The following is a 14687-nucleotide window of genomic DNA, read 5'->3' on the forward strand; positions in this document are numbered from 1 at the left end:
CAGGCGGAGCCCGGCCCGTCCGGGGCGGTGACCGTGGCGGTCAGGGTGGGAAGGGCGTCTCACAGTCGCCGGGTCGCCAGGGTCAGCCGGTCGCGGGCGTCGAACAGGGTGTCCTTGATCATCTGCTCATGGGCCGGGGTCAGCCGGGCCACCGGCACCGAGCAGCTGATCGCGTCCCGGGCCGGGGTGCGGTAGGGGATTGCCGTGCCGAAGCAGCGCAGGCCCAGGGTGTTCTCCTCGCGGTCGACCGCGTACCCCTGCTCGCGCACCGCGTGCAGCTCCTCGATGAGCTGCTCGCGGTCGGTGATCGTGTGCTCGGTCAGCTGCGCGAGGGCCGGCGGCAGCATCGCCCGCACCTGGTCGTCGGTGTACGTGGCGAGCAGCGCCTTGCCCAGCGAGGTGGAGTGCGCGGGCAGCCGCCGGCCGACCCGGGTGAACGGGCGCAGGTAGTGCTGCGACTGCCGGGTGGCGAGGTAGACCACGTTGGTGCCGTCGAGGCGGGCGAGGTGGATGGTCTCGGTGGTGTCGTCGGAGAGCCGGTCCAGCGTCGGCCGGGCCACCGCCACCACCTCGTCGCCGTCGATGTACGACGTGCCGACCAGCAGCGCGCGGACGCCGATGCCGTAGCGGGTGCCGGTCGCGTCGGTCTCCACCCAGCCGAGGTCGACGAGGGTGCGCAGCAGCATGTAGAGGCTGGACTTGGGGTAGCCGACGGCTTCCTGGACGGAGGCGAGGGAGTGCATACCGGGGCTGCCCGCGAAGTACTCCAGCAGCTCCACCGTCCGCACGGCGGACTTGACCTGCGATCCTCCGGAATCGGCAGCTGACATCGCCCTTGACCCCTCTGTTCGGACAGCCATAGAGTCCCGATTGTTCAAGATCTGGGACGGCGTTCAGCATATCGAACGGTGTCCGGTCCGCTGCAAGGTCCGGGCGCCTCCGGAAACCGGGCACCCCGCCCGGGAACGGACGTTCCGGACCCCTCGCGGCGACGGGCCCGCACGACGCAGGACCACGCGGCACGACGCAGTACGAGCTCGGCACGGCATCACCCGGGAGGAATGCACGGTGGCAGCGGCAGCGGCAGCACCAGTCTGGAGTGTCGACCCCCGAACCGGGAAGCGGCGGGAGCAGGTTGCGGTGGAGGCCACAGCGGCCGAGGTGGACAGCGCGGTCCGCGCCGCGCACGCCGCCCGGGACGCGCTGGCCGACCGCGGGGTGCGCGCCGCGCTGCTGCGCCGCGCCGCCGGCCTGCTCGACGAGGCGGGCGAGGCGGTCATCGAGGCCGCCGACGCCGAGACCGCGCTCGGCCCCGGCCGGCTCACCGGCGAACTCGCCCGCACCACCTACCAGTTGCGGTCCTTCGCGGACCTCGTCGAGGAGGGCGCGTTCCTCGACGTACGGATCGACCACGCCGACCCCGCCCTCACCCCGCCCCGGCCCGACCTGCGCCGCCACAAGATCCCGCTCGGCGTGGTCGCGGTCTACTCCGCCAGCAACTTCCCGCTGGCCTTCTCCGTCCCCGGCGGCGACACCGCCAGCGCCCTCGCGGCCGGCTGCCCGGTCGTCGTCAAGGCCCACCCGGACCACCCGGCCACCTCCGAACTGTGCGCCGCGCTGCTGCGCCGCGCCGCCGACGAGACCGGGCTGCCGGCCGGTGTGCTGCAGCTCGTCCACGGCTTCCAGGCCGGGCTCGACCTGGTCCGCCACCCGCTGGTGGCCGCGGCCGGCTTCACCGGCTCGGTGCGCGGCGGCCGCGCCCTGTACGACGCGGCCGCGGCCCGCCCGCACCCGATCCCCTTCCACGGCGAGCTGGGCAGCCTCAACCCGGTCGTGGTCACCGAGGCCGCCGCCGCCGAACGCGCCGAGCAGATCGGCGCCGGGCTGGCCGGCTCGATGACCCTGGGCACCGGCCAGTTCTGCGTCAAGCCCGGCCTGGTGCTGGCGCCCGCCGGGCCGGCCGGGGACCGGCTGCTGACCGCGCTGACCGACGCGGTCAGCGACACCGAGGCCGGGGTGCTGCTCGACCAGCGGATGCGCGAGGCGTTCCTCGGTGGCGTCCGCGGCCGCGCCGAACTGCCCGACGTCGAGGCCCCGGTGACCCCGGGCGCCGGCGGGGAACACACCGTCAGCGCCGGCTTCCTCACCGTGCCGGCCGCCCGCCTCACCGCCGACGGCCCGCACGACCTGCTGCTGGAGGAGTGCTTCGGCCCGGTCACCGTCGTCGCCCGCTACACCGACGAGGCCGAGATCGGCGCCGTCCTCGCCCGCCTGCCCGGGAACCTCTCCGCCACCCTCCACCTCGGCGACGCGGAGGTCGCCGGCACCGACGGGGACGGCACCGACGGCGGCCTCGGCGCCCGGCTGCTCGCCCGGGTCACCCCGCTCGCCGGCCGGATCGTCGTCAACGGCTGGCCGACCGGCGTCGCGGTCGCCCCCGCCCAGCACCACGGCGGTCCCTACCCGGCCACCACCTCGACCGCCACCTCCGTCGGCGGCACCGCCGTGGAACGCTGGCTGCGGCCGGTCGTCCACCAGGACACCCCGCCCGCCCTGCTGCCGCCCGAACTCCGCGACGGCAACCCGCTCGGGCTGCCGCGCCGGGTCGACGGCCGCCCCGAGGGCGGGTGAGGCCCGGCGTGTGCCCGGCCCCCGAGACGACCGCCCTCCGGGTCCGCGGCGCGACCCACGCGGACCTGACGGCGATCGCCACCCTGCACGCCGGCGCCCGCGCCGCGTACCACCACGCCCGCCACCCCGGCACGCCCTTCGACACCCCGGCCGAACAGGCCCGCTGGCACGACGCCTGGGCCGGGGTCCTGGACCGCGCCGACACCCCCGCGCTCTGCGCCGAACAGCACGGCACGGTCGTCGGCGCCGCCTCCTACCTCCCCGACGCCGCCACGGTACGGGGAGACGCCCCACGCACCGGCACCGCCCGCCCCACCGTCACGCTCCACCAGCTGCACGTCGCCCCCGCCCACTGGGGCACCGGCGTCGGCCGCGCCCTGCACACCGCCTGTTTACGCGCCTGGCGCACGGCCGGATTCTCCCGCGCCGTCCTCGACGTCCTCTGGCACAACCACCGCGCCCGCGCCTTCTACGACCGGCTCGGCTGGCGCCCCGACCCGGACCGCCGCCCCGCGCCCGACGCCACCCACCTCACTCTGGCGCTGGACCTGACCGGTCCGGCTCCGGACGGTCCGCCGCCGGGTCCGCCGGGTCCGCCGTCCTGCGGGCGATGAGCTGCAGCCGCTCGGCCCGCCGCCCGTCCAGCGTCCCCACCGACCCGGACCGCTCCGCCACCACCGAGAAGCCCGCCGCCCGCACCAGCCCCCGCAGCCGCTGTGGGGTGTGGTGCCGGAAGACCCCGCCGTCGGGCGTCTCGAACACCCCGAACGTGCCGTACCGGGCCGCGAACCGCCGGTACCGCTCCTGGTTGAACGCGTCCTCCTGCAGCGGCACGTCGCTCACGTACAGCACCCCGCCCGGCCGCACCAGCCGCCCCAGCTCCCCGGCGATCGCCTCCTGGTCCGCGTCGCCGGGCACGCAGGTGAGCACCGCGAACAGCAGCGCCGCGTCGAAGGACCCGGCCTCGAACGGCAGCGGCAGCCCGGCGTGCCGCCGCAGGTCCAGCTCCGGGTGCTCCCGCCGCCCCCGCGCGATCAGCGCCGCCGAGACGTCCACCCCGCACACCCCCCGGTACCCCAGCCCCGCCAGCTCGGCGGTCAGCCGTCCGTAACCGCAGCCGTAGTCCAGCACCCGCGCCCGACGCGGCACGTAGGCGTCCAGCAGGGCCGGATCGAGCGGGTGGGTGAAGGTCTTCGCGGAGCCGGTCGTCTCCCAGAACCCGAGGAATCCCTGTGGCGAGGTCATGTCCGGACGGTACCCGCGGAATAGCCCGGCGCCCCGCGCGGTTGCAGGCAGCACACGTCCCGACGAGGAAAGTCAGCACATGCGCGTCGAAATCTGGTCCGACATCGCCTGCCCCTGGTGCTACATCGGCAAGGCCCGCTTCGAGGCCGGGCTCGCCGCGTTCGCGCACCGCGACGAGGTCGAGGTGGTGCACCGCTCCTTCGAGCTGGACCCGAAGGCGCCGCCCGCCTCGGACGTCCCGGTGCTCGACATGCTCGCCGCCAAGTACGGCGTCAGCCGCGCCCAGGCCGAGCAGATGGAGGCCCGGGTCGCCGCCGCGGCCGCCCAGGAGGGTCTGGACTACCGCTCCGACCGGATCCACGGCAACACCTTCGACCTGCACCGCCTGCTGCACCTCGGTGCGGCGCACGGCCGCCAGGAGGCGTTGCTCGACGCCTTCTACCGCGCCAACTTCGCCGAGGCCCGGCCGCTCGGCGACCCCGCCGTCCTCGCCGAGCTCGCCACCGGCGCCGGACTGCCCGCCGACGAGGTCGCCCGCGTGCTCGCCGACCCCGACGCGTACGCCCAGGAGGTGCGCGCCGACGAGCGGGCGGCGGCCGAGCTCGGCGCCACCGGCGTCCCGTTCTTCGTCATCGACCGCCGCTACGGCATATCGGGCGGCCAGCCCGCCGAGGTCTTCCGGCAGGCCCTGGAGCGGGCGCACGCCGACGGCGTGGTGGAGATCGTGCCGGCCGGTGACGCGGAGGTCTGCGGGCCGGACGGCTGCGCGGTGCCCGGACACTGACCGCCGGCCGGCGGCCGACCGGGCGCGACCACGGACCGGAACACCGTGGACGGAGCGTGCCCCGCCGAGCACAGTGGGGGGCATGTTGCGACATGAGCCACTCGGCGGGGCCGAATTCGCGCCCGAGACGACGTATCTGAACTCCGCCTCCAGCGGACTGCTTCCCCGGCGCAGCGCCGACGCCCTGCGCGCGGCCGTCGAGGAAGCGACCTCCTACGGCACGATGGGCCGCGACTACTTCGCCGCGCCGGCCGCCGCCCGGGCCGCCTTCGCCCGGCTGCTGGACATCCCCGCCGAGCGCGTCGCCATCGGCAGCTCGGTCGCGGTGCAGTCCGCGGCCGTCGCCGCCTCGCTCCCGCCCGGCAGCGAAGTCCTCGCCCCCGAGGGCGACTTCAGCTCCCTGGTCAACCCGCTCGGCACCCACCCCGACCTCACCCTGCGCACCGTGCCGCTGGAGGCACTGGCCGACGAGGTGCGCCCCGGCACGGCCCTGGTCGCCTTCAGTGCCGTGCAGTCGCTCGACGGCCGGATCGCCGACCTCGCGGCGGTGCGCGAGGCCGCGGCGGCCCACGGGGCGCTCACCTACCTCGACGCCACCCAGGCCGCCGGCTGGCTGCCGCTCGCCGCCACCGACTACGACTTCCTGGTCTGCGGCGCGTTCAAATGGCTGCTCTGCCCGCGCGGCACGACCTTCATGGCCTTCGGCGGCGACCGCGGCCCGGACGGCACCGGCCCCGCCTGGCCGGTCGCACCGCACGCCGGCTGGGTGGCCGGCGAGGACATCGGCGAGTCCAACTACGGCCTGATCCGGCCGGCCGGCACCGCCCGCCGCTACGACGAACCGCACGCCCACTTCGCGTACGTCGGCGCCGCGGCGTCCCTCGGCCTCATCGAGGAGCTGGGCGTGGCCGCCGTCCACGCGCACAACACCGCGCTCGCCGACCAGTACCGCGCCGGCCTGGCCGAACGCGGCCTGACCCCGCGCGGCGCGCCCGGCTCGGCGATCGTCTCCGCCCCCGGACCGGCCGACGCCCAGGAGCGGCTGGCCGAGGCCGGCGTGCGGATCTCGGTGCGCGGCGGCCTGCTGCGCGCGGCCTTCCACCTCTACAACGGGACGGCCGACGTGGAACGGCTGCTGGAGCTGCTGAAATAGCCGGCCGGTGACGGGAATGCCGGGCGGGCGCGGGGCGTTGGAAGGTGACGAACCGTCATGGGCAATGCCCCTGCTTTCGCACCACAGTTGAGAGGCCCTCAGTGACCACCGCATTCGAGCCCTTCGAGCTCGCCGGCATTCCGCTCGCCAACCGCATCGTGATGGCGCCCATGACGAGGAACCGCGCCACCGAGGAGGGCGTCCCCACCCCGTCGATGGTCCGCTACTACACCCAGCGGGCCTCGGCCGGCCTCATCATCACCGAGGCCGCGCAGACCGAACCGGTCGGCCGCGGCTACCCGTTGACCCCGGCCTGCACACCCCCGAGCAGCTCGCCGGCTGGCGCGCGGTGACCGACTCCGTGCACGCCGCGGGCGGCAGGATCTTCGCCCAGCTGTGGCACGGCGGCCGCATCGGCCACCCGGTGCTGCTGCCGGACGGCCTGGTGCCGGTCGGGCCCTCCGCGGTCGCCGCGGCCGGCCAGGGCTTCACCCAGGACGGCCCGACGGACTTCGTCACCCCGCGCGAGCTGACCGGCGAGGAGATAGCCGCGACGATCGCCGGATTCGCCGCGGCGGCCCGCAACGCCGTCGAGGCCGGGTTCGACGGCGTGGAGATCCACGGTGCCAACGGCTATCTGATCCACCAGTTCCTGGCGCCCAACGCCAACCTCCGCACCGACGAGTGGGGCGGCTCCGACGAGGCCCGGGCCCGCTTCGCCATCGAGGTCGTCCGGGCCGTCGCAGGCGCCGTGGGCGCGCACCGGACCGGCCTGCGGCTCTCGCCCGGCAACCCCTTCAACGACATCGCCGAGCCCGCCCCCGAGACCACCTACACCACGCTGATCGAGGCGATCGCCCCGCTGGGCCTGGCCTACCTGCACACCTGCGACGTCCGCGACCTTGACCTGCTGGCCCGGCTGCGCAAGCGCTTCGGCGGCACGTTCCTGCTCAACCCCGCCACCGACGGCCGGCCCACCGGCCCCGAGGAGCTCGGGCTCATCGAGGAGGGCGAGGCCGATCTGCTCGCCTACGGCGCGCTGTTCCTCGCCAACCCCGACCTGCCCCGCCGGCTCGCCCTCGGCGGCCCGTTCAACACCCCCGACCGGGCGAGCTTCTACGGCGGCGACGACACCGGCTACCTCGACTACCCGGCGCTGGAGGACTGAGGGCGGACCGGACACAGCGCGGCCGCCGCACAGACCCTGCTGTGCGGCGGCCGCGCCACCGGTACGTCCGCCGGTCCACCTCGTACGGCTACCTCACCGGGGTGAAGTCCCGCGCGCCGATGTAGTCCGGGCGCCTGACCGGGGCCGCGAAGGGCTCCACGGCCATGTTGTCCACGCTGTTGAAGACGACGAAGACGTTGCTGCGCGGGTACGGCGTGATGTTGTCGCCGGAGCCGTGCATGGCGTTGCAGTCGAACCACGTCGCCGAGCCGGCCTTGCCGGTGAAGAGGCGGATGCCGTGCTTGTCCGCCATCTTCGTCAGCACCTCGTCCGACGGGATGCCCGCGTCCTGCATCTGCAGCGACCGCTTGTAGTTGTCCTTCGGCGTCTCGCCCTCGCACCCCACGAAGTGCTGGTGCGAACCGGGCATGATCATCAGGCCGCCGTTGGTGTCGTAGTTCTCCGTCAGCGCGATCGAGACCGACACGGTGCGCATGTTCGGCAGCCCGTCCTCGGCGTGCCAGGTCTCGAAATCCGAGTGCCAGTAGAAGCCGGAGGCACCGAAGCCGGGCTTCACGTTGATCCGCGACTGGTGGACGTAGACGTCCGAGCCGAGGATCTGGCGGGCACGGCCGACCACACGCGGGTCGGCGACCAGCTTGGCGAACACCTCGCTGATCTTGTGCACCTCGAACACCGACCGGACGCTCTGCGACTTCGGCTCGACGATGGAACGCGGGTCGGCGCGCATCGTCGGGTCGAGCACCAGCCGGTCCAGTTCGGCGCGGTACACCGCGACTTCCTCCGCGGTGAGCAGTTCCCCGATGGCGAAGAAGCCGTCGCGTTCGAAGTCGCTCAGCTCGGACGGCGCGAACGGGCCGGCCGCTCCGGGCTGCGACCACACCACCGGGTCCTTCCGCGGAGTGATCACCTCAGAGGTGCCGCGGGTCGGGTACAGGTCGGCGGTGCGCTCGGGTGCGGTGGTCATGGTGTTGCCTTCCTCTCCTCTCGTACGGAATCTGGCATACGGGCGCGCGTTGCGTACCTTCCTGGCTCTGCCGGACGGGGCAGGCGTCAGGTCGCCTCAGACCGTCTCGGGCTCGGGGTCCGGTTCGGTGAGAAGCGGGTAGACCCCGTTCTCGTCGTGGTCCTCGCGGCCGGTGACCGGCGGGTTGAAGACGCACAGGCAGCGGAAGTCCTGCTTGATCCGCATGGTGTGCTTCTCATGCCCGTCGAGCAGGTACATCACGCCGGGCGTGATGAGGTGCTTCTCGCCGGTCTCGTCGTTGGTCAGCTCGGCCTCGCCCTCGACGCAGACGACGGCCTCGATGTGGTTGGCGTACCACATCGACGTCTCGGTGCCGGCGTACAGGACGGTCTCGTGCAGCGAGAAGCCGACCCGCTCCTTGGCGAGCACGATGCGCTTGCTCTCCCAGGTGCCGGACTTGGACTTGACGTGGCGGTCGGTGCCTTCGATGTCCTTGAAGGAGCGGACGATCACGGTGCGGGCTGCCTTTCTGTCGTGACTGTGGTGCGGTGCGGAACGCCGGTCAGGCGCAGTCGCGGACCGCGCGGCCGAGGATGCGCAGACCCTCGTCCAGTTCCTCGGGGGTGGTGGTCAGGGCCGGCAGCAGCTTGACGACCTCGCTCTGCGGACCGGAGGTCTCGATCAGCAGGCCCAGTTCGAAGGCGCGCGCGGCGATCTTCCCCGCGAGGTCCTTGTCGTTGCACTCCAGGCCCCACACCAGACCGCGGCCCCGGTACTCGGCGAAGGCGCCGGGGTTCTCCTCGACGATCGCCTTCAGGTGCGCTTCGACGATCTCACCGCGGGCCAGGGTCTGCTTCTCCATCTGACCGTCGGCCCAGTAGGTGTCGAGCGCCGCGGCGGCCGTGACGAACGCCGGGTTGTTGCCGCGGAAGGTGCCGTTGTGCTCGCCCGGCTCCCAGATGTCCAGCTCCGGCTTGAACAGGGTGAGCGCGAGCGGCAGGCCGTAGCCGCTGATGGACTTCGAGACGGTGACGATGTCCGGCACGATGCCCGCCTCCTCGAAGGAGAAGAAGGCACCCGTACGGCCGCAGCCCATCTGGATGTCGTCGACGATCAGCAGCATGTCCTGGCGCTCGCACAGGGCGGCCAGGGCGCGCAGCCACTCGGCGCGGGCGACGTTGATGCCGCCCTCGCCCTGCACGGTCTCCACGATCACCGCGGCGGGCTTGTTCAGACCGGAGCCCTGGTCCTCCAGCAGCCGCTCGAACCACAGGAAGTCCGGGGTCTGGCCGTCGAGGTAGTTGTCGAACGGCATCGGGGTGCCGTGCACCAGCGGGATGCCGGCGCCGGCCCGCTTCATGGAGTTGCCGGTGACCGCGAGGGCGCCCAGCGACATGCCGTGGAAGGCGTTGGTGAAGGACACGATCGACTCGCGGCCCTTGACCTTACGGGCCAGTTTCAGCGCGGCCTCGACCGAGTTGGCGCCCGTCGGGCCCGGGAACATGACCTTGTAGGGCAGGTCGCGCGGCCGCAGGATGATGTTCTGGAACGACTCCAGGAACGCCCGCTTGGCCGTGGTGGACATGTCCAGGCCGTGGGTGATGCCGTCCCGCTCGATGTAGTCGATCAGGGCGCGTTTGAGGACCGGGTTGTTGTGCCCGTAGTTGAGCGACCCGGCGCCGGCGAAGAAGTCGAGGTAGGTGTGGCCGTCCTCGTCGGTGATGCGGCTGCCCTGCGCGCGGTCGAAGACGGTGGGCCAGCCACGGCAGTAGCTGCGCACCTCCGACTCCACGGTCTCGAAGACGCTCAGATCGGGCTGGGTGATGGTCACAGCATGCTCCTGGGAGATGAGTGCGAGAGGCGGAAGAAGTCTGTTGGGGGCTGGGCGGCGCCGGCGGTTCGAGGGGGTACCGATGCCGCACGGCCGTCGCGGCGGCGCTGCCGCGCGGCCCTGGGGACTAGGGCACGGGCCGGGCCGGGGGCTCGAACGGGCCGATGAGGTGCAGCACCTCCGGCTCGTGGCCCTGCTCGGGGAACAGCCCGGCGTCGAAGAGCACCTCGCGCTCGACCGGCACGGAGTGCCGCTCGCCGAAGGACGCGAACAGCCGGTTGGAGGCGGCGTTGTCGGGGGTGATGGTGGTTTCGACGAAACGGATGCCCAGCTCTTCCCGGGCACGGTTGGTCACCCCGTCCAGGAGGGCGGCCGCCAGCCCCCGGCCCGGTGCGCCGCGTCGACGGCGACCTGCCAGACGACGAGGGTCTCGGGGCGTTCGGGACGGATGTAGCCGGTCAGGAAGGCGGCCGGCTCGCCCTCCGCGTCGCGCGCGACGACGGAGGTGGCGGCGAAGTCCCGACACCACAGGAGGTAGCTGTACGAGGAGTTCAGGTCCAGCGCCTTGGAGTCGCGGGCGATGCGCCAGATCGCGGCTCCGTCCTCCACGCGGGGGGTGTCGAGCTTGAAGCCCTCCGGAAATTCTCCGATATCGCTACGGGCACCTGCATGGTCTGCTTGTGCGGCGGTCATGGAAATTAAATTTACCCAGGGAAAAAGGAAATTGCATCGCGGGCAGGGGTTACGTCGGGCCGCCTGATGTGTTATCGCGCGGGGGCGCCCGGGCGCGCGACGTCGAGGCGGGTTGCCCCCATTTGACCGGGAAGTACGGGGCGAAACGGACGTGCTGTGGAGTCGGTCACAGGTCCGTAACGCCCGCGAGATCGGTCCGAATTACGGGCTTGGGCGCTAGCGGAATCTTGGCGTTTGAGCTGCGGAAAAGCGGGCAGAAGAAGACGGGAAGCTACACCCGAAGAAATTGGGAATTCGCCACCGGAGACCCTGGCGCAAGGCCCCGGAAAAGCTGTGCGGCACATCCATGAGAAGCATCGCAAGAACATGCGCCAAGAAACGGGCGCGGGGCTTTTTGGGAAACACTGCGGCAATAGGCGCCTACCCGGCGTCGGGGACGTGCGGGCGACCGTCCCGGGCGGGCCGTCCGCACCGCCGCTCCCGCCCGTCGGCCGCGTCCCCGGCCGCCCGGCCGGCGCGGTGACCGCCGGCTCCGGCGGAGGCGCCGGCGCCGCCTAGAGTGCCGGTATGACGTCCATGAGTGAAGGTGCGGTGCTGCACCTCAAGGGGAGGGTCCTCGTCGGACCGGACGACGTGCGCGACGAGCTGTGGGTGGTCGGCGGGCGGGTGACCTACGACCGGCCGGCCCTGGCACGCGATGCCATCAGCGTGCAGGGCTGGGCGCTGCCCGGCCTGGTCGACGCGCACTGCCACGTGGGGCTGGACGCGCACGGCCCGGTGGACGCCCCCACCAGCGAGAAGCAGGCGCTCACCGACCGTGACGCCGGCACCCTGCTGATCCGGGACGCCGGGTCACCCTCCGACACCCGCTGGGTCGACGACCGCGCGGACCTGCCGAAGATCATCCGGGCCGGCCGGCACATCGCCCGCACCAAGCGGTACATCCGCAACTACGCCCATGAGATCGAGCCCGAGGACCTGGTCGCCTACGTCGCCCAGGAGGCCCGCCGCGGCGACGGCTGGGTCAAGCTCGTCGGCGACTGGATCGACCGCTCCACCGGCGACCTGGGGGCCTGCTGGCCCAAGGGCGCGGTCGAGGCGGCCATCGCGGAGGCGCACCGCCTGGGCGCCCGGGTCACCGCGCACTGCTTCGCCGAGGAGACCCTCGCCCCGCTCGTCGAGGCCGGTATCGACTGCATCGAGCACGCCACCGGGCTCACCGAAGAGACCATCCCGCTGTTCGCCCAGCGCGGGGTCGCCATCGTCCCCACCCTCGTCAACATCGCCACCTTCCCGCGCCTGGCGGACGCCGGCGCCGGGAAGTTCCCGCGCTGGGCGGACCACATGCGCCGGCTGCACGACCGCCGCTACGACACCGTCCGGGCCGCCTACGACGCCGGGGTGCCCGTCTTCGCCGGCACCGACGCGGGCGGCTCGCTGGCGCACGGCCTGGTCGCGGACGAGGTCCTCGAACTGACCCGGGCCGGGCTGCCGGCCCGCGCCGCGCTCTCGGCCACCACCTGGGGCGCCCGCGACTGGCTCGGCCGCCCGGGCCTCACCGAGGGCGCCCCGGCGGACCTGGTCGTCTACGAGAGCGATCCGCGCGAGGACGTCCGGGTGCTGGCCGCGCCGCGCCGGGTGGTGCTGCGCGGGCAGATCGTGGGCTGAGACACCTCCTCGGGCCCGGAGCTACCTCCGGCGGGCCATCCAGGCCGCCACCACCGCGCCCGAGACGTTGTGCCACACCGAGAAGACCGCCGCGGGCAGTGCCGCGGCCGGGCTGAAGTGGGCGGTGGCCAGCGAGGCGGCCAGCCCTGAGTTCTGCATGCCGACCTCGAAGGCCATCGCCCGGCTCGCCGGCCCGCCGAGCCGGGCCAGGCGGCCCGCGGCGTGCCCCAGCGCCAGCCCGAGGCCGTTGTGCAGCACCACGGCCAGCAGCACCGGCACCGCCGCCTCCTTGATCGCCGGCGCGCTGCCGGAGACCACGACCAGGACGATCACCGCGATGGTCGCCGCGGACAGCCAGGGCAGTGCCCGCAGCGCACGGTCCACGAACCGGCCCGCGAGCAGCCGGACCAGCAGGCCGGCCACGACGGGCAGCAGGACCGTCTTCAGGATGTCGGTCACCATGCCCCCGGCGTCCACGGCCAGGAACTGCCCGGCGAGCAGCAGCGTCAGCGCCGGCGTGATCAGCGGCGCGAGCACCGTCGAGACCGTCGCCACCGACACGGACAGCGCGACGTCGCCGCGGGCCAGGAACGTCACGACGTTGGACGCGGTCCCGCTGGGCGCGCAGCCGACGAGGATCACCCCGGCCGCGAGCTGCGGCGGCAGGTCCAGCACGGTCGCGATCAGCCAGCCGAGCCCCGGCATGATCACGTAGTGGGCGACCAGGCCCAGCCCCACCGCCCAGGGCCGCCGGGCCACCGCCGTGAAGTCCGGCGGGGTCAGCGTCAGCCCCATCGTGAACATCACCACGCCGAGCAGCCACGGCACCGCGGGCGCCCAGCCGGTGAAGTGCGCCGGCCACAGCAGTCCGACCGCCCCCGCGGCGACCACCAGCAGCGGGAAGACGGTGACCGCCCGGCGGGCGGCCCGGTCGGAGGCGGGCAGCTCGCCCGGAGGGGCCGCGGCCCGCTGCTCCCGCTGTGCGTCCGGGTGCTGGCTGTTCTGCTCGATCGACACGGCGGCACCCTATCCGGGCTCTTCGTGTACAGGACAACGAGTTCCGGATCCTGGACGCGGCCACGATCCGGGCACGCGCGGGCGCGGGCCGGTCAACCGGGATCACCCGCGAGGTGGGGTGACTGGGGCGGGGAGGCGCGGGTGCCGCGGGAATCGAACCCATGGGCGGAAACCACCCTTTGGGATGAACTGACCTCACGTGGCTGCCCGTTCACCCTCGGTGCGGACACGATGTGCGGGTCGATGTCGCCGGCCCGCGTGATGTCCCCCATTGGCGCGGCCGGCGGCTCCATTTCTCTCGTGGGGGTTCCACACACGTGTCCACCAGTCCCGCCCACTCCTCCGGTATGCCCCGGCGCCTGGCCGCGGCCGTCGTCGCCACCGCGCTCACGGCCGGTCCCGCCGTGCTGCTCGGCGCCGCGCCGGCGCACGCCACCGGAGGGCACGGCCCGGCCCGGGGCAAGGCCGACGCGGTCGTCCTGCGCACCGGCCTGAACGTCGGCCTGCTCAACAAGACGGTCGACGTCCCGCTGAACGCCGTGCTGAACGAGGTGCACGCGCCCGCCTCGGCCGGCAAGACCGCGCTCACCGTGCGGCTCGACGGCATCGACCGGGGCCGCCCGTTCACCGTGCTGCGCGCCGACGCCGCCACCGCCCGCGCCACCACCGACCGCCGGAAGGCCGAGGGCTACGCCAACCTGCTGCACGCCAAGGTGCATCTGCCCGGTCTGCCGCTGCTGTCCCTGATCGAGGTCCAGCAGGTCACCGCCAAGGCGGTGTGCGAGGCGGGCCACCGGCCCCGGGCCGAGGCCAACGTCCTCGGTCCCCTCCGCGTCCTGGGCAAGCAGGTCACGCTCACCGCGGGCGGCACGACGGACGTCAAGGTGCCGGGCGTGGGCGACGTACGGCTGGACCTCTCGCGGAAGAGCGTCACCGGGAAGACCGCCGCGGGCACCGCGCTCCAGCTGAACGTCTCGGTCAACCCGCTGAAGCTCAACGTCGCCGAGGTGCACGGCCGGGTCACCCTCGTCCGCGCCGGCTGCACCGCCCCGGACGCCACCACCCCGCCCGGACACGGCGGTTCCGGCGGCACGAGCGGCGGCGGCACCAACGGCGGCACCAACGGCGGCAGCACGGGCGGCGGCAGCACCAGCGGTGGCGGAGGCCACCAGCCGGCCGGCGGTGGCACCCAGGTCAGTCAGGCCGGTGCCGCGAAGACCGGCCCCGACCTCGCCGAGACCGGCGGCAGTTCGGCCACCCCGTACCTCGCCGGCGGTGCCGCACTGCTGGTCGCGGCCGGCGCCGGGGCCCTGGTCCTCACCCGCCGGCGTCGCGCCGCCGCCCCGCAGGGCGGCTGACGGCCCCGTACCCCGTGCCGGTGCTGTGGGGGCGTCGGCCGCGGGGTACGGCCCGCGGGGTGTGCCGTACGGACCGGAGGCGGCCCGTACGGCACACCCCCACCCCCGCCGGGGCCCGTCGGAACGGAAGCGTGGTCCGACGGGACCCGGC

The 14687-nt window shown here is 73.6% G+C and carries 12 protein-coding genes and 2 pseudogenes; 7 read left to right on the top strand and 7 right to left on the bottom strand.

Going from position 1 to position 14687, the window contains the following annotated elements:
• Positions 1 to 59: 59 nt before the first annotated feature.
• Positions 60 to 830: an IclR family transcriptional regulator gene (locus OJ254_RS18615; protein WP_265363226.1), complete on the bottom strand. Its 771-nt coding sequence runs from the start codon at positions 828 to 830 to the stop codon at positions 60 to 62.
• Positions 831 to 1068: 238 nt separating this feature from the next.
• On the opposite strand from OJ254_RS18615, the gene OJ254_RS18620 reads away from it, so the two are divergent.
• Positions 1069 to 2631, top strand: a complete 1563-nt coding sequence (locus OJ254_RS18620) for an aldehyde dehydrogenase (NADP(+)) (protein WP_265363227.1) — start codon at positions 1069 to 1071, stop codon at positions 2629 to 2631.
• A gap of 8 nt (positions 2632 to 2639) precedes the next feature.
• Positions 2640 to 3245 (top strand): GNAT family N-acetyltransferase, encoded by a 606-nt coding sequence (locus OJ254_RS18625; protein ID WP_265363228.1) that lies wholly within the window; start codon positions 2640 to 2642, stop codon positions 3243 to 3245.
• Here the strand turns inward: OJ254_RS18625 and OJ254_RS18630 are convergent.
• Entirely contained in the window at positions 3163 to 3876 is a 714-nt protein-coding gene (locus OJ254_RS18630) for a class I SAM-dependent methyltransferase (protein ID WP_265363229.1), read from the bottom strand. The genes OJ254_RS18625 and OJ254_RS18630 overlap by 83 nt on opposite strands.
• Before the next feature lie 79 nt (positions 3877 to 3955).
• On the opposite strand from OJ254_RS18630, the gene OJ254_RS18635 reads away from it, so the two are divergent.
• The 3 genes and pseudogenes from OJ254_RS18635 (at position 3956) to OJ254_RS18645 (ending at position 6981) form a co-directional block, all read left to right on the top strand.
• Positions 3956 to 4660 (top strand): DsbA family oxidoreductase, encoded by a 705-nt coding sequence (locus tag OJ254_RS18635; protein ID WP_265363230.1) that lies wholly within the window; start codon positions 3956 to 3958, stop codon positions 4658 to 4660.
• A gap of 82 nt (positions 4661 to 4742) precedes the next feature.
• Positions 4743 to 5813, top strand: a complete 1071-nt coding sequence (locus OJ254_RS18640) for an aminotransferase class V-fold PLP-dependent enzyme (protein ID WP_265363231.1) — start codon at positions 4743 to 4745, stop codon at positions 5811 to 5813.
• Positions 5814 to 5914: 101 nt separating this feature from the next.
• A pseudogene (locus OJ254_RS18645) lies at positions 5915 to 6981 on the top strand (alkene reductase).
• Between the two features lie 88 nt (positions 6982 to 7069).
• Here the strand turns inward: OJ254_RS18645 and thpD are convergent.
• The 4 genes and pseudogenes from thpD to ectA form a co-directional block, all read right to left on the bottom strand.
• Positions 7070 to 7969: an ectoine hydroxylase gene (gene thpD / locus OJ254_RS18650; protein WP_265363232.1), complete on the bottom strand. Its 900-nt coding sequence runs from the start codon at positions 7967 to 7969 to the stop codon at positions 7070 to 7072.
• A 96-nt stretch (positions 7970 to 8065) separates the two neighbouring features.
• The gene (locus tag OJ254_RS18655) at positions 8066 to 8482 is read right to left on the bottom strand and encodes an ectoine synthase (RefSeq protein WP_261952178.1); all 417 of its coding nucleotides are present in this window, start codon (positions 8480 to 8482) and stop codon (positions 8066 to 8068) included.
• Between the two features lie 49 nt (positions 8483 to 8531).
• Complete coding sequence (gene ectB / locus OJ254_RS18660) at positions 8532 to 9800, bottom strand: diaminobutyrate--2-oxoglutarate transaminase (RefSeq protein ID WP_265363233.1); 1269 nt, start codon at positions 9798 to 9800, stop codon at positions 8532 to 8534.
• A gap of 127 nt (positions 9801 to 9927) precedes the next feature.
• A pseudogene (ectA, locus tag OJ254_RS18665) lies at positions 9928 to 10493 on the bottom strand (diaminobutyrate acetyltransferase).
• Between the two features lie 576 nt (positions 10494 to 11069).
• Here ectA and OJ254_RS18670 point away from each other — a divergent pair.
• A complete protein-coding gene (locus tag OJ254_RS18670; protein ID WP_265365220.1) occupies positions 11070 to 12161 on the top strand; it encodes an amidohydrolase family protein in 1092 nt (363 codons plus the stop codon).
• A gap of 21 nt (positions 12162 to 12182) precedes the next feature.
• Here OJ254_RS18670 and OJ254_RS18675 read toward each other — a convergent pair whose 3' ends face one another.
• Positions 12183 to 13106 carry a bile acid:sodium symporter family protein gene (locus tag OJ254_RS18675; RefSeq protein WP_265365221.1) on the bottom strand — a complete coding sequence of 308 codons (924 nt, stop codon included), beginning with the start codon at positions 13104 to 13106 and terminating at the stop codon, positions 12183 to 12185.
• Positions 13107 to 13525: 419 nt separating this feature from the next.
• On the opposite strand from OJ254_RS18675, the gene OJ254_RS18680 reads away from it, so the two are divergent.
• The gene (locus OJ254_RS18680; protein ID WP_423836025.1) at positions 13526 to 14536 is read left to right on the top strand and encodes an SCO1860 family LAETG-anchored protein; all 1011 of its coding nucleotides are present in this window, start codon (positions 13526 to 13528) and stop codon (positions 14534 to 14536) included.
• The last annotated feature ends 151 nt before the right edge of the window (positions 14537 to 14687 follow it).

This window comes from Streptomyces endophytica (genome assembly GCF_026153355.1).
Taxonomy (GTDB): Bacteria; Actinomycetota; Actinomycetes; order Streptomycetales; family Streptomycetaceae; genus Streptomyces; species Streptomyces endophytica.